Raw genomic sequence first — 21,157 nt, 5'->3', positions numbered from 1 at the left:
GCGGTCTCCAATGAGGGAGCGTCACCTGCCCGCAGGGATGTCATGTTGGGGATTCAACTTCGTCCGTGCAGGGCCTACACGCATATCAGAGAGGATATACGATATGAAAGCATTGATGTACTACGGCAAGGAAGATGTACGTCTGGAGGACATTCCCGAGCCCGAGCTCAAACCGGGGACCATCAAGATACACCCCGCCTTCACCGGCATCTGCGGCTCCGACCTTCACCTCTATTATGACGGCGAGCAAAACGGCGGCAACTCAAAAGACACCCCGCACCCTCTTTCCGGGGAGACCCTGCCGGTGGTCTTCGGCCATGAGATCTCGGGCACCATCGAGGCTATTGCCGATGATGTGCACACCGACATGAAGGTGGGCGATTCCGTGGTAGTCGAGGCCGAGATGGCCTGCGGAGAATGCTCAGCCTGCAAGGCCGGCAACTACAACGACTGCTCAAAGCTGGGCTTCATCGGCATCAACGGCTGGGGCGGCGGCATGAGCGAGCACATGGTGGTGGCCGCCGAGCGCGTCTTCCCCGTGGGCGACCTGCCCCTGGATCAGGCAGCCCTGATCGAACCCTTCTCAGTGGCCTACCACGCCGTGCGTCTGATCCACACCGAGCCCGGGCAGACCGCCCTGGTCGGCGGAGCAGGACCTGTCGGCCTGCTACTGGGAACCGTGCTCAAGGCCAAGGGGCTCAAGGTCATCATGTCCGAGCTCTCCCAGGCCCGCAAGGACAAGGCCCTTCAGTCCGGTGCCGCTGACCTGGTCATTGACCCCAGCAAGGAGGATCTGCTGGAGCGAGTCAAGACCGAGACCGATGGCCGTGGTGCCGATGTAGCCTTCGACGCGGCTGGCGCCGGACCGGTGGTCCACCAGCTTCTGTCAGCACTCAAGGCCCAGGGCAGCCTGGTCGTCGTGGCCATCCACGTCAAGCCCATCAGCCTGGACCTGACCATGGAGATGGGCTTCGGCGAAAAGCTGATGTCGGGGTCCATGGGATACGCGAACGATCATGCCGATGCCATCAAGCTCATCCATGACCGGAACATCGACCTGTCCACCTTCATCACCGACCGGATCAAGATCGAGGACATCGTGGACAAGGGCTTCCGTCCGCTGCGTGAGGACGCGGAAAACCACGTCAAGATCATCGTGAGCATGTAAGCACTCCCTTTTTTACTGATAACGCTGAAGGCTCCGGCCGTCCATCTGGGCGACCGGAGCCTTCGGTATCAGTATGCATGCAACGGCAATCAGTCCTGCGGCTGCACGTCGGTGGCGATGTCGGCCACCACGGGAACGATCATGGGCCGGCGATGCAGCTTGCGGGAGATCCAGCCGCCCAGAGTGCGGCGCATCATCTGCTGAAGCTGGTAGGTGCCGGTGGTCCCCTTGGACATGGCATCCTCAAGCTGATCGACTATCTGCGCATTGATGGACTTGAACTCGCTCTCGTCCTCGGCCACGGCGTTCAGGTAGAGCTTGGGGCCGGAGACGACCTTGCTGGTCTCTGTGTCGACCACGGCGAAGGCGGAGACGAAGCCCTCGGTGCCCAGAATCCGGCGCTGCTCCAGCTCGTCGTCGGTCAGCTGGCCCACCGAGTCGCCGTCTACATAGACGTATCCGCAGGGCACGGATCCAACCACGGCGGCCTGGCCATGGTAGAGGTCCACCACGTCGCCGTCCTCGGCCAGGACCACGTTCTGCGGATCCACGCCGGTCTTGACGGCAATCAGGCCGTTAGCCACCAGATGCCGATTCTCGCCGTGGATGGGCATGGCGCACTTGGGCTGCACGATGTTGTAGAAGTGCAGCAGCTCGCCCTCATCGGAGTGGCCGGAGACATGGATGGCCGCGTTGTCGCGGTTGACCACCTTGGCGCCAAGGCGCACCAGCTTGTTGATGACCTTGTAGACCTCATGCTCGTTTCCGGGAATCAGCGAGCTGGCCAAGATGACCGTGTCGAACTCATTGATGGTGATGTCCCGGTGGGTCCCGTCGGCAATGCGGCCCAAGGCCGCCATGGGCTCGCCCTGGGAGCCGGTGCACATGTAGACGATCTTCTCGTCGGGGATGCCGTGGGCGTCCTTGAGATCGACCACAGTGTCCTCGGGCAGATGCAGGTAGCCCAGGTCGGAGGCGATTGACATGTTGCGGACCATGGACCGGCCGGCGAAGACCACCTTGCGACCGAACTTGTGGGCGGCGTCGACCACCTGCTGCACCCGGTGGACGTGGCTGGAGAAGGAGGCCACGATGATCTTGCGCTGGGCCTCGGCAAAGGCCTTGTCCAGTGCGGGGGCAATGGAGATCTCAGGCTTGACGAAGCCGGGGACCTCGGCGTTGGTGGAATCGACCATGAGCAGGTCCACGCCGGACTCGCCCAACTTGGCGAACTCCCTCAGGTCAGTCAGACGATGATCCAGAGGCAGCGGGTCGATCTTCATGTCGCCGGTGTCGATGATGTGACCCGCAGGAGTGCGCACCGAGACGGCCAGGGCATCAGGAATGGAGTGGGTGACCGCCACGAACTCCAGGTTGAAGGGGCCCACTTTGAGCTTGTCGCGGCCCTTGACCTCAACCTCCGTGGGCTTAAGATGATGCTCCTCGCACTTGGCGTCAACGAACCCCAGGGTCAGCTTGGAGCCGATCAGGGGGATGTCCGGACGCAGCTTGAGCAGATATGGCACGCCGCCGATGTGGTCCTCATGCCCATGAGTCAGCACCAGGGCATCCACCTGATCCAGCTTGTCCTTGATGTAGCTGAAGTCGGGCAGAATCAGATCCACGCCCGGCTGCTCCTCCTCCGGGAAGAGCACGCCACAGTCGATCAGCAGAATGTGGCCGTTGTACTCGATCACATTCATATTGCGACCGATCTCCCCCAGACCCCCCAAGGGGACGATACGCATGGAGCCCTTACGGTACTTGGGAGGCGCCACCAGACGCTGCTCGGTCTGTGTGCCCTTGCCGCGAGCGATGGAGCCGTTGCGGCGGTTGCGGGATTCGCCCCGGGACCTGCCTGATCCCTGCTTGCCGTTCTTGGAGGACCGACGATTTCTGCTCTTGCCGGTCGTGTTTGATTCTTCTTGTTTTCTTGCCATTCTCACTTGTGTTTCCATTATCTGTACCCCCGTCTGATACAGGGGCGACGCTTGGTTGCTTATCAGGAACGCATCAGCCCTGCGGCCTTCATGCCTTTCTCGGCTTGGATCAGCTGGTCCTTACCAGGCCCAAGATTAGGGAGCCTCATCGTCGTGCTATCCAAGACACCGGCCACTTTCAGAGCGGCCTTGGCCATGACCGCCTGCTGCCCCTGCCCGTTCAGAGCCCGGACCAACGGATCCAGACGCACGGCCAGATCCCTTGCACCATCCAGGTCCCCAGCATCGAAGTCGTCGGCCAGACGCCTCATCGGTCCTGATGCCACATGGGCAATCACCGAGATGACACCGACCGCACCCAGGGCCAGGAAAGGCAGAAAGAGCCCATCATCACCTGAATACCAGGTCAGGCCGGTCTCCCGACGTTTGCGAGGTACGGAGGCCAAGTCGCCCGTAGCATCCTTGACAGCCTCCACATGCGGCAATTCGGCAAGACGACGGTAGGTATCCACAGTCACGTGCAACCCAGTACGGCCAGGTACATCGTAGAGCACGATAGGACGATCCACAGACCGGCAGACGGACCTGAAATGCGCTACAACCCCATCCTGGGAGGGCCGCGAATAGTAGGGCATGACCACCAACAGGGCATCCGCCCCGGCTTCCTGGGTCATCTCGGCCATGCGTACCGTGTGCGCCGTGTCATTGGAGCCCGCTCCAGAGATGACAGGCACATCGACGGCATCCTTGACGGCTCGTACCAAATCGACTTTCTCTTCCATGTGGGTGGCCGGTGATTCACCCGTGGTGCCGTTGACCAGTAACCCATCCGCCCCATCGGCTACAAGCCTGCGGGCCAACTTGCCAGCGGCCTCAAAATTCACGGACCCATCATGGTTCATGGGAGTGACCATGGCCGGCACGACCCGCCCGAACGGGGCCTTGTCCAACAGATGGGTTTGGAACTCAGACATACTTCAACGCTACTTGCAGACGGGGACTCGTCACCCTCACGACACCCCCCCCTGTTAGTCTTGGACAAGCAACGTGCGCCGAACCTCCACGGTCGCTGCCCAAATCAACAGGAGGGAAAGAGACGGTTCCCCGTAGCATAAGCCAGAAGGCAGGGCAAGCCCGGCCACTCTACCACCTCCCACGCTGCGCGTTCGATCCGCGTCTATCCATCACCTGGCACTACTCAGCCGGGCAGAGAGCAGTATCCCCCCCCCCGGGGCAAGCTCATTGCCCTTGTGCGGCGGTGCCGCCGCGATACAGGGCGGCCACCAGGGTCATCAGGTCGAAGATCAACGCCCAGGCCGCCAGCCACTCGAAGGAGGCGTCACGATCATCGCCCGCACAATAGTCAATCGCCCACAGGTCCTGCAGAAACCACAAGGCACCCGCCGCGCCCACCGCCACGCACCAGGGCAGGCACGACAAGGGGGAACCCCCGAACAGCATGCACAGCATCCACGACGGCACCACACACGACACAGCCGAAGCCGCCCACGCCGCCACACGGCCACGCACCCGATCCGACACGAACTTCAGCCAGGTCACCCCGGCCACCACCAGCACAGCCACCGACACGAACACCCAGCGCATCACCCCCGGATTCGCGCCGGTCATCGCGCCGAACATCACCCCCCAGCAGGGCATCGTCGGCATCGTCAGCGCCAGGCACCAGAACCCCGGACGCCCCCCACGGCTCTCGAACCGGTCCAAAAACCACCACATCGTAAAAACCGAGAGCAGGCCCGCCAGGCCGAACTCCACAAAACGGTACCGTACCCACAGCTCCTCCTGGTCGTACAGGAACGCCCAGCCAGGCACAAACCCCGCCAGGAAGGCCGCCCCGTACACCGCCAGCTTGCGCACCACGCCGGCACGGGAAAAGGCACGCTCCCCCACAGCCGCATGACGCGCACACCCCGCCACCCGCGACATGACCGAAGACGCGCTCTCCAGCCAGGACCCCCCCGCAGGAAGCCGCAAGGAACCAGAAACACCAACAGCCATCACACACCATCCTCCCGCTCAAAGCATCGAATCTGCCACTTCGCCCGCCAGAGCGTTGATTCCGTTCTTGTATAAGTGCCGTTCATACTGGTCTCTTTCCATCTCACATCGTCGGAGTTCGTCCTACTCCTGCGCAAGCACGGACCCCCAAGACCCGACCAACGAGGAGAAGGGCATCGAATAACCAAGGCCCCTCAGACACCAGCGTCTTCCACTGACACCGCCTTTATCCTGATTATAGACTTGCCGTTTCAAGGCACGACATTGTCTTTGACCACGGAGGGGACGGACGGGTCCAGCCCGGCCTGGGCATCCGGCATCATCGGCTGGCATCGTCGTCATCTTTGGAGGCTCCCAGAAGGGAGACGATCAGCAGAATCAGATCGCACACCAGCGCCCAGGCCGCCAGCCACTCGAAGGCCGCGTCACGATGCGTGCTCGCGCACTTCCCGATCGCCCACATGTCCAGCACGAACCACAAGGCGCCCACGACGCCCACCACACAACACCAGAACAAGGACGCGCCAGCCGACCCCGTCACCCTGGCCAGCATCCAGGACGGCACCACGCACAACACCACCATCGCCGCCCACGACAAGAACCCGTTGCGCACCAGCCGCATCACCAGCGGAAACACCGACACCCCGACAACCACCAACACAGCCACCGACACCAAAACCCACCGGAACACGCCACCAGAGGTACGACCGGCAGCCCCGGATATGACGCCGAACCCCGGAGCGAACGGAAGCGACAACACCACAAACCAAGGCCCAGGACGCCCCTTCCCATCCTCATACCGCCCCAACAGGATCAGAACAGCAAATCCGGAAAGCACAGCAATCAAAAGAGAGTAAGCTATCAAGGCGCGCACCCGATCCTGGCTGTCGTCGGTTAGGACGAGCCAGCCGCAGGCGACCCCGGCCACATAGGCCAGCCCGTACAGCACCGTCTTCCACAGCACCCCGCCCAGGGAGAACTCACGGGCGCCAGGCCGCGCATGCGGGACGCTCCCGACCACACGCGACATCACCGACGACAGGACAAACGCATCAACCCGATCCTCAGCACCATCCGACACCCCGCCGACACCAACACCCCCGCCGCTCGACTCAGACATCACCACCACCCATCTTTCACTCTTTCCGCTACTGCAGGGGAATCACTGTCCGTTCGGGTCCACTGGGTACTGCGCTGTGCCAGTCTGACTCGCACCTAAGCTCCCGTTATCGACAACTGGATGACGGCGACGCGAGGGGACGCACATGATGACCAGCCGGATGACCACGGCCAAAAGGAGGATGATGATCCCCAGAGGCGAAGGGGCGGACGGATCCAGCCCTTCCAAGGCATCCGACACCATCGAACCGACAACCAGGCCAAAGCCCACCACAATCAGCAGGTAGAGGACAAGCGCCAGCCACCCCGACAGGCCCAGGTCATGCAGACGCCGCACCGTCAGGGCATACATAGGCACCAGCATCGCCAGAGAGAACAGCACCGGTATGACGACCAGGGGACCAGAAGAGAACACGCGGGTCACGCAGGTGTCCATGAACGAGACAAACAGGGAGAAAACCCACATCTCCTTGCGGCAGGAACGCCCCTTCCCCCTAGCGTACAGGTAGAAGGGCCGTTGCAGGCACTCCTGCAAGGTCGCATCATACATGGGCTCGTACCCCTTCATCACATCCACGCGACGCGGCCTCTTCGAGAACAGGGCACTGGCCATAATCCTCACCTTTCCTTTCTTCATAAACCCGTCCCGACGGTCCGTCGGGGCTGAACATCCGATATCGGCATCAACGCAGGCACACCCATGGCACAACCCGCCGTCCGGCATCACCGGCCGGTATCATCGTCATCTTTGTAGACTCCCATATAAGAATTGGAGTTTCCAATAATGGAGGCGATCGTCAGGGTCAGATCGAACGCCAGCGCCCAGGCCGCCAGCCACTCGAAAGTCGCGTCACGATGCATGCTCGCGCACTTCTCGATCCCCAACATGTCCAGCACGAACCACAAGGCGCCGACGACGCCCACCAGGCAGCACCAGAATAAGGACGCGCCAGCCGACCCCGTCGGCTTGAGCAGCATCCAGGACGGCACCACACACAACACCACCATCACCGCCCACGACGCAAACCTGTTGCGCACCAGCCGCATCACCACCGGAAACACCAACACCCCAACAACCACCAACACAGTCACCGACACCGGAACCCACCGGAACACGCCACCCGAGGTAGAACTGGCAGCCCCGAGTACGACGCCGATCACCGGAACAAACGAGAAAGACAAGACCACGAACCAAGGCCCCGGACGCTCCTTTCCATACTCATACCGCCCCAACAGGTTCCGAACAGCAAATCCGACAAAGAAAGCAAGCAAAATAAGGCAAACTATCCAGGTGCGCACCCAATCCTGGTCCTGGTCAAACAGGTAGTGCCAGCCGCAGGCGAACCCGGCCACATAGGCCAGCCCGTACAGCACCGTCTTCCACAGGACCCCGCCCAGGGAGAACTCAACGTCGCCAAGCCGCGCATGCGGGACTCTCTCGAGCATGCTCGACAAGAACCACGACAGGGCAAACTTATCAACCTTATCAATCCAATCGATTACCTCATCCGACACCTCACCGGCATCAGCACCCCCGCCGCTCGGCTCTGACATCACCACCACTCACCCTTCGCCCTTTACCTTCGCTAGCACGGGACCCAAAACCCGGCCATAGGCGAGAAAGGCTTCAAATAACCACGGCCCTCAGACACCGACGTCTTCCGCCCGACACCGCCTTTATTCTGATTATAGTCCCGACACTTCAAGACATTTACACCGTCTTTGGCCACGGAACGGGTTCCGCGGGTAACGGTCCCGTACAGAGGGTTTTCCCGGATCATGGGAAACGAATTTCAACACCTCGTTGTCGAACTTCGCATATGTATACAGACCGACAGCTTTTGCAGATGACCACACTCCGCGCCCGAATCCCTTCATCCACAACAGGGGCATGCCCGTACGCTTGGGTGAAGCCGCAGCCAAGGATTTGGCTCCCTCCGCCCACTTCGAAACCGTCGGGATCCCCGTCTTGTCACCCTCCAGGCCGGTGACCTCGGCATTGGTGGAATCGACCATGAACAGGTCCACGCCCGGCTGCTCATCCTCCGGGAATAGCACGCGGCAGTCGGTCAGCAGGATGTGGCCGTTGTACTCGATCACATTCGTATTGCGGCCGATCTCGCCCAGACCCCCAAGCGGAACGATACGCATGGAGCCCTTGCGATACTTGGAGAGGCGCCACCAAATACTGCCCGGCCTGAGTGCCCTGTCACAGGCAACGGCGCCGTTGCTTTCATGACTGACTCAGATCAGCCCGGCAGCCTTCATGCCCTTTCGAGCAAGAGCCACCTGATCCTCATCGGGACCCAGATTGGGCAGCCTCATGGCGGTCTGATCCAGTCTGCCGGCCGCCTTCAGGGCAGCCTTGGCCATGACGGCCTGCTGTCCCTGGCCGTTCAGAGCCTGGACCAACGGATCCAGACGCACGGCCAGATCCCTTGCACCATCCAAGTCGCCGGCATCGAAGTCGTCGGCCAGACGCTTCATGGGTCCGGACGCCACATGGGCAATCACCGAGATGACGCCGACCGCACCCAGGGCCAGGAAAGGCAGATAGAGCCCGTCATCGCCTGAATACCAGGTCAGGCCGGTCTCCTGGCGTTTGCGGGGCATGGAAGCCAGGTCGCCCGTGGCATCCTTGACGGCCGTAATCGCGTCCAGCTCGGCCAGACTCCGGTAGGTGTCCAACTCGACGTGCAGTCCGGTCCTTCCTGGCACATCGTAGAGAATAATCGGCCGCTGAGCCGACTGGCAGACCGAACGGAAGTGGGCCACCACACCATCCTGGGAAGGCCGCGAATAGTAGGGCATGACCACCAACAGGGCATCCGCCCCGGCCTCCTGGGTCATCTCGGCCATGCGTACCGTGTGCGCCGTGTCATTGGAGCCCGCACCCGAAATGACCGGCACATCGACGGCATCCTTGACAGCCCTGACCAGGTTGACCTTCTCCTCCATGTGGGTGACGGGAGACTCGCCTGTGGTGCCGTTGACCAGGATGCCGTCGGCCCCATCGGCCACCAGGGTGCGGGCCAGATTGGCGGCAGCCTCGTAATTCACGGATCCGTCTTTGTTCATAGGCGTGACCATGGCGGGGATCACCCGGCCAAATGGGGCAGGAGGAAGCAGATGGGCAACGGTCTCAGTCATATCTTCACGCTCCTTGCAGACGGGGATGCTCTTGCGGATATCAGAACAGATAATGGTCCAGGCCTACAGTCAGTCCGGGAATGCTCCCAGCACGGCGCACGGCCAGGAGGACTCCGGGCATGAAGGAAACGCGCTCGAAGCTGTCTGCGCGGATGGTCAGCTGCTCGCCGGGGTTGCCCATGAGGATCTCCTCGTGCGCGTTCAGCCCTCGCAGCCGGACGGCATGGACATGAACACCGTCAACCACCCGGCCCCTGGAAGCATCAGCCTGCTGGGTCGCGTCGGGCATGGGACCCATGCCAGCCTGACGGCGGGCTTCGGCGATGGCGGAAGCAGTACCCAGAGCCGTGCCGGAGGGGGCGTCGACCTTGTCGGGATGGTGCATCTCGACCACCTCGGCCGACTCGAAGTAACGGGCTGCCATGGCTGCGAATCGGTCAGCCAGGACTGCGGAGATGGCGAAGTTTGGAGCGATGAAAACGCTGAGCCCAGGATGTCCGTCCAGGGCCTGCCTGACCTGGTCCAGGCGCTCCTTGGTCCAACCGGTAGTGCCGATGACGGAGTGGACCCCCTGCCCTATCAGAGTCAGGGTGTTGCCCAGGACGGCATCGGGACTGGTGAAATCGACCGCCACATCCGTGTTGCTCGGATTGATGGCAGCCGGATCATCGTCCGGGCCCAGCAGCAGGGCCGTCTGCATATCCTGTGCGTCCTTCAGAGCACGTACCACCTCGGTTCCCATGCGTCCGCCTGCGCCCAGCACCGATACGCGAATCATCGGTTGCCTCCTTCTCGACTGTTCATTTCATTTCACTGTGCATTTTCGGTTTTTTTCACGACCATACCCCTCCTGCGGCTTTTGGCCCAGCCCAGCAGGGCCAGAGGGACAGCGCAGCAGGTGACCACCGCCGGGATGGTCATGCCGCCGTGGGGCCCGAACTGATCCAGGGCGATTCCGGCCAGGGTGGATCCCAGGGAGGTGCCGATGGAGCCACCGGTGGACAGCCAGGAGAGCCCCTCGGTCAGGGCCCTGGCATCCACGTTCTCGCGCACGATCAGGTTGCCGGTGGCGAAGATGGGCGAGACGCACAGGCCGGTCAGCACCTCGGCCAGACCCAGCAGGACCAGGTTGTCCATGACCAGGCGGAAGACCACGTAGCCCAGGGTCAGCAGCACCAGGAAGGTCGTCAGATAGCGCCAGCGGGATCCTCTGAGCCTGACCGATCCGAAGATCAGCGCCCCACACAGGGAGCCCAGGGCGAACAGGGCCAACTGCAGACCCACCGTGCCCTCACGGCCCATGGACTTGGTCAAGGCGGTCACCGAGACGTCCACCGCCGAAAAGCTCATGTTGAAGACGACGAAGATCACCACCAGCAGGAGGATGCCCGGGTAGACCAGCGCCGAGCGCGAACCTTGATGACCTTCAGTATCGCTTGGCAGGACGTCCCCATGGGTGTCCACCGGCGAATGATCCGCTGCCGACTGGTTGACGGCCTCCATGCGAACGACGGCCGGAGGCTCGGTGGAACGCATGGCGAAGAAGGTCAGTCCGCCGACCAGCAGGGCCAGGGCAGGCAGGTAGAGCTGGGAGACCGGGCTGACCGAGGTGGCCAGGTAGGCGGAGAGGATGGGTCCCAGGATGAAGACGCACTCGTCCAGGCCAGACTCCAAGGCGTAGGCGGTGTTGAGCAGATTGGTCTTGTCGTCGCGCAGCACCCAGGCCCAGCGGGTGCGCACCAGGGCTCCGAAGGCGAACTGGGTCAGGCCCATCAAGGCCGCCAGCACAAAGAGCACCCCCAGGGGAACCCGGCGCATGGCACCCACGGCAAATCCCAGGATGGCCAGAGCCTGCACGATCAGGGCGGTCACGCCGACCCGACGCTGGCCGAACCGGTCGAACAGACGGGCGTAGAAGGGGGTGACCAGGGCCGCACAGAGCGTGTAGACGGCGCTCATCAGACCGGCCGAAGTCCAGTTGTCATAGATGTGATTCAAGGCCAACACGATGCCCAGACCCATCATGCCCAGGGGCAGGCGGGCCAGAACGGCCGACAGGCAGAAGCCGGCGGCGCCCGGGTAGGTGAACAGGCGCAGGAAGGGGGATTTAGCGGCCGCCATGATCACCGTCCTTGCCCAACTGGTCGCTCACACGGCCGCCGTAGATGAAGATGTCGTCGATCCCCTCGAAGAACTGAGGGTCGTCGGAGGGGTCGCGCCCGGCGAATGCCGCGTGGTCCCGCCCCTTGAGCTCGGCCAGCCGCTCCATGCCCTTGTGATCGTAGAAGCCCACGTCGCAGGAGGAGTCCGTATGCAGGTAGAAGCGCTCGATGCCCGCCCGGTCCAGATGCTCCAGGGTGTCACGCCAGAGGGCGCCGCCCACGCCGCGTCCCCGGGCACGGCTGGAAACCAGGAAGAGCCTCAACTCGGCCTGAGGCGGGACGGACAAACCGCACTTCTCTTCCAGCTTGACCTCGGTCAGCTGCCACTGGCGGGCCCGGTCCAGGGTCTGAGCGCCCAAGGTCGTGGCGGACAGCTGCTGGTCCACTCGCTCCAGCTCCTCTTGAGCCTGGGGGAAGCACAGTTCACCGCGCCCCTCGGCCAGCAGGGTCACCCCCAGAAAGTCCTGCCCATCGACGGCTATCCGGGCCCTGGTGGCACCCATCAGATAATGCAGGATAAAATGCGCGGCGCTCAGCCGGGACACAGTCCCCTCGGGATCCTCCTGCACCTTCCAGGTGGCATCAAAGGTGCCTACCAGGTCGGGCATATCCGCCCAGACCATGGGTCTTATTTGCATGCTCCCCCTCCTCCGGGAGGCCTGGTCGTGACTACTGGACGTTGTCATCTGTCTCATTGCTCCATTCGGGCGTGCCCGGCCCCACGACGGCCCTGGGCCGTCCGCCGATCGCCTGCTGTTCATGATTGCTGATGCGCGGCACCCATCGCCCTTGTCCGGCGGGGTCTGCCGCAGACTCAGTCCTCGTCCGACTGCTCGGGGATGCCCTCGGCCAGGGATGCGAGAATTTCTTCTTCGGTCCTGGCACGGGCCCTGATGAGTCGATCCTGGGGCCGGTCTTCGCTTACATAATAAAGGCAGGCGTCGATGGTCGACAGGCCGATACCCTCCAAGCGTGACAGGAGCAGCCGGTAGAAGTCCAGCTGGACCAGACGGCGGTTGGTCGACTCCTCTCCACGGGGTCGGGCTCCGGTCTTCCAGTCCACAATCGTGTAGCGCAGATCCGGGCGATCTGGGTCCAGTCCGCCTGCGAAGACCGCATCCAGCTTGCCCTTGACAATCTGGCCCGACAGCACCGCCACGATGGGCCGTTCCACCCAGACGGGGGTGCGCTGGACCCAGTCAGACTCAGCCAGCCGCCGCTCCCAGGTCAGCAGACGGGCCTTAACGGGATCGGCCTTGGAATCCAAGGACTCCCGCTCCTGTTCAAGCCCGACCAGCATGCGGGCCCTCTCAGCCATGGCACCAGGACCCAGCGGCCCATCGAGCAGATTCGGTGCTTCCGCCCGATCGGGCAGGTCCACCAGTCCTTGGGGGGCGGAAATCTCGGGCAGGATGAAGCGCCTGGCCCAGTCGTGGAAGCGGGTGCCTGCCTCGGCCTGTGGGGAGGCCACCTGGGGTATGGGTCTGACCAGCCCCTGCCAGTAATCCCTCTCCATCTTGGGATCGCCCCCTGCCGAGCCGGCCTGGATGGCGGTGACGCTGCTAGCCCCGTGCCCCAGGATCCGACGGCCGGTGCGCCGCAGCAGATCAAGATCTGTCAGCAGCTGGTCGTCAGATACCCCCAGGCGACCCGTGCTGACCTGCAGGACGCGGACTGCATTGGCGTAGAGCCCGTCATCGCCCTCCTCAGGGATCTCGTGGCCGCCTGGTTCCCCGGCGCGCACCCAGGCAGCCGAGCGATTCAGGGCTTCGCGTGTGCGTGCATTCAGAACCGGAGGCCAGAGCGCCTGATCACGCTCGCCGTCTCGGGCGGCGACCTGGTCCACCTCTTCAAGGGCACGGTCGACGATGGCCTGGCGGTAGGACTGGGCGTTCTCACCGACAAAGAGCCCCAAGGGCGGCGTTGGCAGACCCTCCTGGGCATCCTCTACTTGCTCCAGCTTGACCGCATAGGGCTCTTCCTGGAAGAGCTCCACCAGTTCGGTCCAGAAGTTGGAGGCCTTATCCGGGTCAGGTGCCGGCGTGTTCAGGGCCGCAGACTCAGCCTGGGAATCCTGGCTGAAGGTCAGCAGCAGGTCATGCCGGGCCCTGGTAGCAGCCACGTAGATGAGCCGTCGCTCGTCGTCCAGCAGCCGACGGCCATATTGTTCGCGCTGAGAGGCGGCAATGGCATCGGCCTGGATCGGGCGGGCCTGGTCGTCCAGTCCGCTCTCCCGGGACAGGCCCATGGCCTCCTCCTCCAGGCTCTCCAGGTCCAACCGACCCAACAGGTCCTCGGGGTCAGCTCCCAGGGGGGCGTCGTGGGGAAAGCGGGGCAGGATCATGGCATCGGCACGGACCGGCACCGGCACGGACTGGGGATCGACCAGCCAGGTACGGGCCGTGCAGTTGTACTGGTAGACCGGGCCATCCGGGGATTGGACAACCGGTTGGTCCAAGGCTGGCTTGACCGTGAGTCGGTCGCCCTGGCTGCTGGGGAAGGCTCCGCGCTTCAGCCCGACCACCGCCACGGCATCCCACTCCAGACCCTTGGCCTGGTGGACGGTCATCAGGGCCACGTCGGCCTGTCGGTCGTCCCCGTCAGTTGGCATTTCGGGACTCTGATCCAGGGAGGACAGCCAGGAGACGAACCCGCGCAGGCTGGGCCCCAGGCCCTGGGGCAGCTCGGACAGGTAGACATCCACCTGGTCCAGCAGAGCCTGAATGCCTGCCTTGGCCTGGCTGGGCTCCAGAGGACGTTCAGGATCGGCCAGGGAACGAGCCAGCACAAGGTCAACGTCCAGGTCCAGGGCACGGATGGCGGCGATGACCACCTGGCGCAGGGGGGCCGAGGACTCGGCCTGGACCTGGCAGATGACCCGGGCGGCTTCGGCGGCCAGAATCCGTCCCCTGGCAGAGAGCCCGGAGTTCTTCAAGAGGTCTGGCAGGTCATCACGCAGAAGCAGGTCCACCAGGAAGACGTCGTTGGGAACCTGGTCACGGTAACGGTGCAGATCCTCGCGACGGCGGCGCGGGTCGGGGTCGGACTCGACCAGGCCGGCCCGGACCAGGGCCCGGTACTGGCTGTCCTCGTTGACCTTGGCGGCCAGGGAGGCCAGAGCACTCAGATCAGCCGCGTCCATGCCGAACCGGGCCGAGGCCAGCAGGCGCATCAGGGAATCGCTGTCGGTGTGGTCGCATATCAGGGAGAGCAGGGCCCGCAAATCCATGACCTCGGGCCGGTCGAAGAGAGAGGAGTACCCGACGACCTGGCAACTCAGTCCTGCAGCCTCCATGGCCTGGCGGTACCTGGGCAGGGCGGCCTTGGAGCGGAAGAGGACAGCCACGTGCGGCGCGTCACCTTGGTTGCCATAGAGCTCGCGGGCTCTGAGGGCGAACCTGACCACGCCATCGATCTCCTGGCCACCGGTGCTGTAGCCCAAGAGGCCCACGGTGCCTGGGTCGGCGTCCTCACGGGGACGGAGCCTGGCCACGTCCACCTCGCGTAGTTCCGCTTCGGACCGGCTCTCCTGGCCCCGATGTCGCAGGGGGACTGTCAGCTGGTTGGCGGCCTTGAGCACCCAGCTGGAGTTGCGGAAGGTGCGCGACAGGGTCAGCGGGTCCTGGTCCTGCGAGCGCCCAAAGGCTGTCACGCCAGACAGAGGACCGTTGCCGGAGTCGGGTCGGTCGGCCAACATGCCGAACTGGGCCTGGAAGGTGCGGAAGGCCCCGGGACTGGCCCCGCGCCAGGCATAGATGGACTGGAAGGGGTCGCCCACGGCGGTCACGGCCGACCTGCCGGGAGCCTGGTCCGCACTCCCCTGATCCTCCTGCCGATTCTGCGGGTGGAAGATAGCCGCCAGAAGCAGGGCCTGGGTGGTGGAAGTGTCCTGGTATTCATCCAGAAAAACGTGGCTGTAGCGGCGTCTCAGCTGGGCGCTGATGGAGGGGAAACGCTCGACCAGCTGGAAGGCGGCCAGGGTGAAGTCGCCGAACTCGGCCATGTTGGCCTGGCGCTTGGCCTGCTGGTAGTCCTGGACCAGGGTCAGCAGCTTCTCGCGTGTCAGGACGGCCCGTCGCATGGCATCCACCCGGTAGAGGCGAATGCTCTGCCGCTTGTCTCGGAAGCCCTTGATTTTACCCTGATAGTGCTCGTCTGTCTCCTTCTTGCTTCGCTTGGGCGGTGAGGTGCTGACTGTGGGCTCGGTGGCCGGCACGGGCTGGTCGCCGATGAGCTGGTCCGCACGATCCACAAAGGCGCGGTCCCAGGCGCGGATCCGCTCCACAGCCTGGTCGAAATCCGGGCAGTCGCTGCTGATCATGGAGGTGGTCACCGCCCCGGTCAGCCCCAGAACCCGGTTGACCGTGGTCGAGAAGGTCGCGGAGCCCAGGTCGTCGGAGTCGCCATCCTGCGCTGAGGCACCGGCAGGAAAGATCAGATCCAGATGGTCGGCGACCACCTGGGAGGCCAACTGGTAGGCTCCCGCCGAACTCAGGGGACGGGTGTCCTGATCCATGCCCACCAGTAGGCCGTACTGGCGCACGATGGACTGGAAGAAGGCATCATAGGTAGACACTGTCGGCTTGAGGAAGTTGCGTTCGGGATCCACTGCCGAGGCGCCTCTGCCCTGGTCGCGTCGAATGACCGCCGCCCCAACCCTTGACTGGAGTTCAGAGGCAGCCTTGCGGGTAAAGGTCAGTCCAAGAATCTGCTCGGAGGGCACTCCCCGGCGGATCAAGGTGATGATCCGGCTGGTCATGGTCATGGTCTTGCCCGAGCCTGCACCGGCCACCACCAGAAGATCCTCGTTCACATCCGCATCGACAATGGCGGACTGTTCGGCAGTCTGCTTCATTCTTGATCCTCCAGTAGATTGGGCGCCACCAGTTGCCATGCCTGACATTCCTGGCCATTGCTGGCCCGATGGCAACGGGTAGGGTCGAAAACCGCATCATCCCGGCCAGCCGTCAGCTTGACCCCGGCAGCGAAGAAGACCCTGGCTATCATGGTCAGCCCCCATACAGCCTGGGAGGAGACCCGGGCGGCTCGGACCATGTCCCACAGGTCCGCATCCACCCCAGGCGGCACCTGCTCAGGCAGGTCCGCAGGCTCGGCCTTTGATTTGAGCGGAGAGGGCATGCCGGTTCTGGGCTGAGCGACAGTGACCAGCCTGTTGCGCTCGAACAGTGGCGGCTGGTAGGCCATCTCCTCCCGGCGCAGCCCCATTTGAGCATCCTTGGGCGGGGCCTGCAACTGCAGAAGCAGGGACTGACTCAGCTTCATCCCCTCGGTCCTTTCCAGCTCGGGGGCCTCGGGCAGGCTCCAGGCCGCCCCCACCTCCGGGCTGCTGCCGGGCGTGGGTGGGAAGGCCAGGCCCAGCTGATAGCAGACCAGCTGCAGGTCGTTGAAGAGCTGACCTTGGGTGTAGGGGACTCTGCCGGTCTTGTAGTCCACCAGCCGCAGACGGATACCCTCGGGCAGGGACCGGACCTCCAGACGGTCGATACGACCGGTCAGCCTGACCGTGGTCCTGGCATCCAGGGCTGAAGGGAAGCCGTCGACCAGGCCGGACATCAGGGCGAAGAGCCCATCGGCATCCAGGGGCCTGTCAGGGAAGGTGGCCTTCCAAAGAGGGACCAGGTCCTCCACGGACAGGCTGACATCAAATGAGCGCTCGCTCTGCACTCCGAGCAGGTCGCCGACCGGGACCGGGCTCTTGCCCCCCAGGCCGTATTCGGAATCCGAGGAGCGGACAAAATAAGAGGCCAGGTTGTCCAGGATGGGCTCCACCCGACTGCTGCGACCGCGCTGGTCATAGAGTTCGTCGGGGTCCCGCAGGCGCTGTTCCTGAGGGGCCAGTTCCTGGTAGATGTCCAGAAGTGCATCCCGCACCTGCTGCTGGCGGGCGTCCGGATCGCCTTGGCCGGGACGGTCCAGACCCTGGGCTGTGCCCTCGCTGGCCACCTTGTGTATCAGTGAGCCGAACTCCGTGGGCACCCTGGATGGGGATGGGCCGGAGAACTGATCGCCCAAGGCCCACTCCAGGGGGCAGTTCCATATGGCATCGACCGCCGAGGGCGAAAGCAGAACCACCTGGCGGTCTGATCGGTGTTCATGGCGGCGCTCATGACCCCGGTCACGATTTTGTATTCGATCTGCCTGTCCGGCTTGATTGACGGAAGCAGGCGCAGGCCGGGAGGCATGGTCTCTTTCAGTAACCGATGCCACACCCGCGGCAGCGGCTGCAAACCTTGACCCGGCAGCCTGTCCAGTCGGAACCTCTTCATCCGGGACTTGGCCAACTGCGGACTGTTCATCTGGGGTATGCCGGTCCGAGTTCGGCCCAACCGTGGACTGCCCGTCTGGGACATGCTGATTCAATGTCGACTCGGCGGCACCCTCCTCATCATTGTTGTAGAGGAAAGGCCAATGCCGTGGATCAGCCGAATCCTGGCCCTGGTCGGCCAGCAACCGCAAGGTTTGCACGGCATCGTCCACTCGCTCACGGTCGACCTGGTCATGCGGAAGCAACGCCTGGACAGCCAGGATGGATCGGGCGGCTGCAGTCAGACCCCTGGGAGACACCTCCAGTCCCCCATAGCGCTCACTGCCGCCTGAGCCAGCGCCGACCATGCTGAACTCGGCCTGACTCATATCGGCGTTGCGTGGATAGCGTTCGGGCAGGTAGCCGTAGAGAAAGTCCGAAGGAACCAGATCATCGTTCCAGACCGCACTGATGCGCACCTGGGTTCGGGCCCGGGTCAGTGCCTCCAGAAAACCCTTTTTTTCGGCATAGAGGATGGAGCGCAGGGCAGGATCGTGGCTGAGTGTGTCCGCCAGGGGGTCACCGATGCGGTCGTGCAGAACCAGGTCGGCCAGCTCCTCGGCTCCGAACATGGTGTCGCGGGGAATCAGATTGGGCCAGACACCGTCCTGGACGGCGGGTAGCCAGACCAGGGGCCAGTCGGTGGCCAGGGCTGCAGCGCCGGCGGGTGTGGTCAGGGTGACGGCGTGCTCGATGGGCCCGATCCGCGCCAGGGAGTCGGCCTCAATCTGCATGGTGCGCACCTGGTCCATGAAGGCCTCGACCGTGGGAAAACGACGGGAGCCGGCCGCGTACTGGAAGAGCCGCATGAGCGCGTCCAGACGGTCGTTGGCCTCCTCCCCCTCCTGGGTGGCCATCAGGGCCCTCCGCTGCCAGTTGTCGGCAAGGTCCAGACTCCGCCAGGCCTCCCAGAGCACGTATTGGGGCTGACGGTCCTCAAGGACGCTGATGCGGCTGGCTGTCAGACGCAGAACCTGCAGGGCCTTGTCCAGGACCTGAACGTCGGAATCCTCCCGGCGGCCTCCGGCGATGGCGGTCATGGCCTCCAGGATGATTCCCGAGGATCGGTCATCCGGGTCCAGAACCAGCAGGGTCTCCAGGGCTTGGACAGAAAGAATGGCTGGCCGTTGAGCATCCCGGTCGCCCAGATCCACCGGTTGATCGGGGGCCGAGGCAGTGGAGAAGGGACCAGACCCGCCCCCTGGCTCGGGGGAATCGTGCCCGGTCAACAGGGAGTCGTCAACGTTGATGCCGGATAAACGAACCCGCTGAGCCCGCCGCTCGGCCAGGTCCTTAACCCAGGTCTGCCAGGCCTGTCCCAGGAACGGCAAATCATTCAAAGTGTCTGATGTGTCCGGATCACTCCCCTGCTGGCCGGACAGGGGGGCCAAGGCGGCCATGGTCTCCATGATGGACTCCAGGTGTTCCATCCTGACGGGACGCTCTGCACGAGCGGCGGTGGCGGGGACCCGGAAGAGGGGGCCGACCATCAGGGTGCGCAGACGTGAACGGATCCAGGCAGCCACCTGGGCAGGGTCGTCCGGGTCGCTTCCAGCTGTGGTGGGATCCAGTACCGACTGGGCTAGCTCGACCAGGGCAAAGAGACCCTGGATGGCAGGCTCCTGGCTGAGCGGACGGGTCACCGATGAGAAGCGCACCGGAACGCCCTGCACACGCAACTTGCGGCCCAGGGTGCGCAGGGTCATGTTGTCGTGGGCGATGACGGCCATGTCGTTCCAGTCACGCTTCTCGGCCAGGAACTCATGCTTGATTTGCCAGACCAAATCGTCGTCCTCCTGGTCGGGGGTGTGGAAGAGCCTGGCCTGCACGCTGCCGTCGCGGATGAGACTGTCGCCGTCGGTCAGAGGCGCCACCGGACCGGCTCCGGGCCAGGCGGGCAACTTGCCGGGTCTGTCGGGCAGAGGGGTATCGTTCTCCTCAACCCCGGCAATACCCAGGCTGACCCTGGCAGCCACCAGATCGGCGTAGGACCTCGGAGTTGCCGAATGGGAACCCTGGCCGCCTTCGGTATGCTCTGCGGTTGCTTCCGGAACCACCATCCTCAGGGGTTTCAGGGTCACTGTGGCGGCGTCCAGACAGGCGAAGTCCTGGGCCAGAAGGGGGGCGGCGGCACCTTGCATGGGCTTGGACAGGGCTGTCAGGCGAGTGGCCAGAAATTCCGGGTAGGAGCCGCGGAAGGACTGGACCGACTGGTCGGGATTGCCCACCAGAAGGAGTCGGCAGCCGGCCTGGCTCAAACCCTGCAGCAGGCCCATCCCGGCCAGGGTGATGTCCTGCCAGTCGTCCACGACCAGCAGGTCGGGCAGGTCATCATCAGCCAGCACGTCCAGGCCGCGGGAGGCTTCGACCATAAGCATGGAGGGGTCCAGACGGAATTCGTCCGGATAGCTCTCGGTGATGCTTTGGCGGTATTCATCTTCCAAGGCGAAGGCAAGCCGCCACTGCAGGCCCAGGCGGTCGCGGCGGTCGGGGTCCATGGGCTGGACGGCCAGGGCATCCAGAAGCTGGTCCCGGTCACCCCTATCCAGGCCCAATTCCGTCATGCGGGCAAACATGTCTCGAAGCTGGGCGATGAACCTGTCGGCGACCCCTACGACCCGTCCCTGTCCGTCGCCGACCAGAACGGCCGACCAGCCCGCCCCGTTGCGGAAGTAGCGCTCCAGGAGTCGGCAGACCGCGCAGTCGTCCCCGGCCTGGACATGCTCCAAATGGACGGTCATGACCTGCCTGAGCAGGGCATCCTCCTCGGCGCCGTTGAGCAGCCTGGGCAGGAGCGGATCGTGGCCTCCCTGGGACAGCCGAGACCGCGTCAGCAGACGAAAGGCCAAGGCCTGCAGGGTGCCCACAGGCCGGGTGCGGTCGGACCTGCCCCGCTCCAGAATGACCTGGCGGCTGACCTGGTCGGCCGCGGTCCTACCTGACACAGCCATGCTGGCGCCGTCACCGAACTGTTCCATGCCAGCCAGCAGAGCCTGAGTGGCCAACCTGGTCTTGCCACTGCGAGGAGAACCAGCCACCACCAGGGCCCGGGTGGGCCGACCCTCCTCGTTCCGGAGCCGATCACCGATAAGGGCGCGGACCGGTCCCATGGCCTCTTGCGGATCCACCGGTGGCTGCTTGTTCATAGCTACAAGAATAGGGTCCGGCATGGTCCATCTGCAGGCCCCGGAACCCGCTGGTCCGAGCGGTCCGACGGCCACTTAAAGGATATCTGATCGGGAGCGGCATGCTGTTATCGTGGATAGCAGTTCTC

At 63.9% G+C, this 21,157-nt stretch carries 13 protein-coding genes and 1 pseudogene; 1 reads left to right on the top strand and 13 read right to left on the bottom strand.

Going from position 1 to position 21,157, the window contains the following annotated elements; translation table 11 throughout:
• Positions 1-103: 103 nt before the first annotated feature.
• Positions 104-1,168: a 2,3-butanediol dehydrogenase gene (locus ACNAOV_RS01965; RefSeq protein WP_416517748.1), complete on the top strand. Its 1,065-nt coding sequence runs from the start codon at positions 104-106 to the stop codon at positions 1,166-1,168.
• A gap of 89 nt (positions 1,169-1,257) precedes the next feature.
• Here the strand turns inward: ACNAOV_RS01965 and ACNAOV_RS01960 are convergent, their stop codons facing one another.
• The 13 genes and pseudogenes from ACNAOV_RS01960 to ACNAOV_RS01900 form a co-directional block, all read right to left on the bottom strand.
• Positions 1,258-3,108: a ribonuclease J gene (locus ACNAOV_RS01960; RefSeq protein WP_416517747.1), complete on the bottom strand. Its 1,851-nt coding sequence runs from the start codon at positions 3,106-3,108 to the stop codon at positions 1,258-1,260.
• Positions 3,109-3,170: 62 nt separating this feature from the next.
• Complete coding sequence (gene dapA, locus ACNAOV_RS01955; RefSeq protein WP_416517746.1) at positions 3,171-4,082, bottom strand: 4-hydroxy-tetrahydrodipicolinate synthase; 912 nt, start codon at positions 4,080-4,082, stop codon at positions 3,171-3,173.
• 265 nt (positions 4,083-4,347) lie between these two features.
• Positions 4,348-5,019 (bottom strand): hypothetical protein, encoded by a 672-nt coding sequence (locus ACNAOV_RS01950; RefSeq protein ID WP_416517745.1) that lies wholly within the window; start codon positions 5,017-5,019, stop codon positions 4,348-4,350.
• A 427-nt stretch (positions 5,020-5,446) separates the two neighbouring features.
• Complete coding sequence (locus ACNAOV_RS01945) at positions 5,447-6,247, bottom strand: hypothetical protein (RefSeq protein ID WP_416517744.1); 801 nt, start codon at positions 6,245-6,247, stop codon at positions 5,447-5,449.
• 42 nt (positions 6,248-6,289) lie between these two features.
• Complete coding sequence (locus ACNAOV_RS01940) at positions 6,290-6,859, bottom strand: DUF805 domain-containing protein (RefSeq protein ID WP_416517743.1); 570 nt, start codon at positions 6,857-6,859, stop codon at positions 6,290-6,292.
• A gap of 110 nt (positions 6,860-6,969) precedes the next feature.
• Positions 6,970-7,800 (bottom strand): hypothetical protein, encoded by an 831-nt coding sequence (locus ACNAOV_RS01935; protein WP_416517742.1) that lies wholly within the window; start codon positions 7,798-7,800, stop codon positions 6,970-6,972.
• A 453-nt stretch (positions 7,801-8,253) separates the two neighbouring features.
• Positions 8,254-8,433: pseudogene (locus tag ACNAOV_RS01930) on the bottom strand (Zn-dependent hydrolase); the annotation flags it as partial.
• A 57-nt stretch (positions 8,434-8,490) separates the two neighbouring features.
• Complete coding sequence (gene dapA / locus ACNAOV_RS01925) at positions 8,491-9,396, bottom strand: 4-hydroxy-tetrahydrodipicolinate synthase (protein ID WP_416517741.1); 906 nt, start codon at positions 9,394-9,396, stop codon at positions 8,491-8,493.
• A 40-nt stretch (positions 9,397-9,436) separates the two neighbouring features.
• Positions 9,437-10,174 carry a 4-hydroxy-tetrahydrodipicolinate reductase gene (dapB, locus tag ACNAOV_RS01920; RefSeq protein ID WP_416517740.1) on the bottom strand — a complete coding sequence of 246 codons (738 nt, stop codon included), beginning with the start codon at positions 10,172-10,174 and terminating at the stop codon, positions 9,437-9,439.
• Positions 10,175-10,206: 32 nt separating this feature from the next.
• Positions 10,207-11,517, bottom strand: a complete 1,311-nt coding sequence (locus tag ACNAOV_RS01915; protein WP_416517739.1) for an MFS transporter — start codon at positions 11,515-11,517, stop codon at positions 10,207-10,209.
• On the bottom strand, positions 11,504-12,196 hold the full coding sequence (locus ACNAOV_RS01910; protein WP_416517738.1) for a GNAT family N-acetyltransferase: 693 nt from the start codon (positions 12,194-12,196) through the stop codon (positions 11,504-11,506). Before ACNAOV_RS01910 ends, ACNAOV_RS01915 begins: the two co-directional genes overlap by 14 nt.
• A 176-nt stretch (positions 12,197-12,372) precedes the next feature.
• Positions 12,373-16,413: a UvrD-helicase domain-containing protein gene (locus ACNAOV_RS01905; RefSeq protein ID WP_416517737.1), complete on the bottom strand. Its 4,041-nt coding sequence runs from the start codon at positions 16,411-16,413 to the stop codon at positions 12,373-12,375.
• A complete protein-coding gene (locus ACNAOV_RS01900; protein ID WP_416517736.1) occupies positions 16,410-21,029 on the bottom strand; it encodes a PD-(D/E)XK nuclease family protein in 4,620 nt (1,539 codons plus the stop codon). Before ACNAOV_RS01900 ends, ACNAOV_RS01905 begins: the two co-directional genes overlap by 4 nt.
• Between the last annotated feature and the right edge of the window lie 128 nt (positions 21,030-21,157).

It is taken from the genome of Bifidobacterium asteroides, assembly GCF_048001765.1.
In the GTDB taxonomy this organism is placed as follows: domain Bacteria; phylum Actinomycetota; class Actinomycetes; order Actinomycetales; family Bifidobacteriaceae; genus Bombiscardovia; species Bombiscardovia asteroides_K.
The sequence above is the reverse complement of the archived record's forward strand: the minus strand, read 5'-3'. Positions and strand labels throughout refer to the sequence as shown.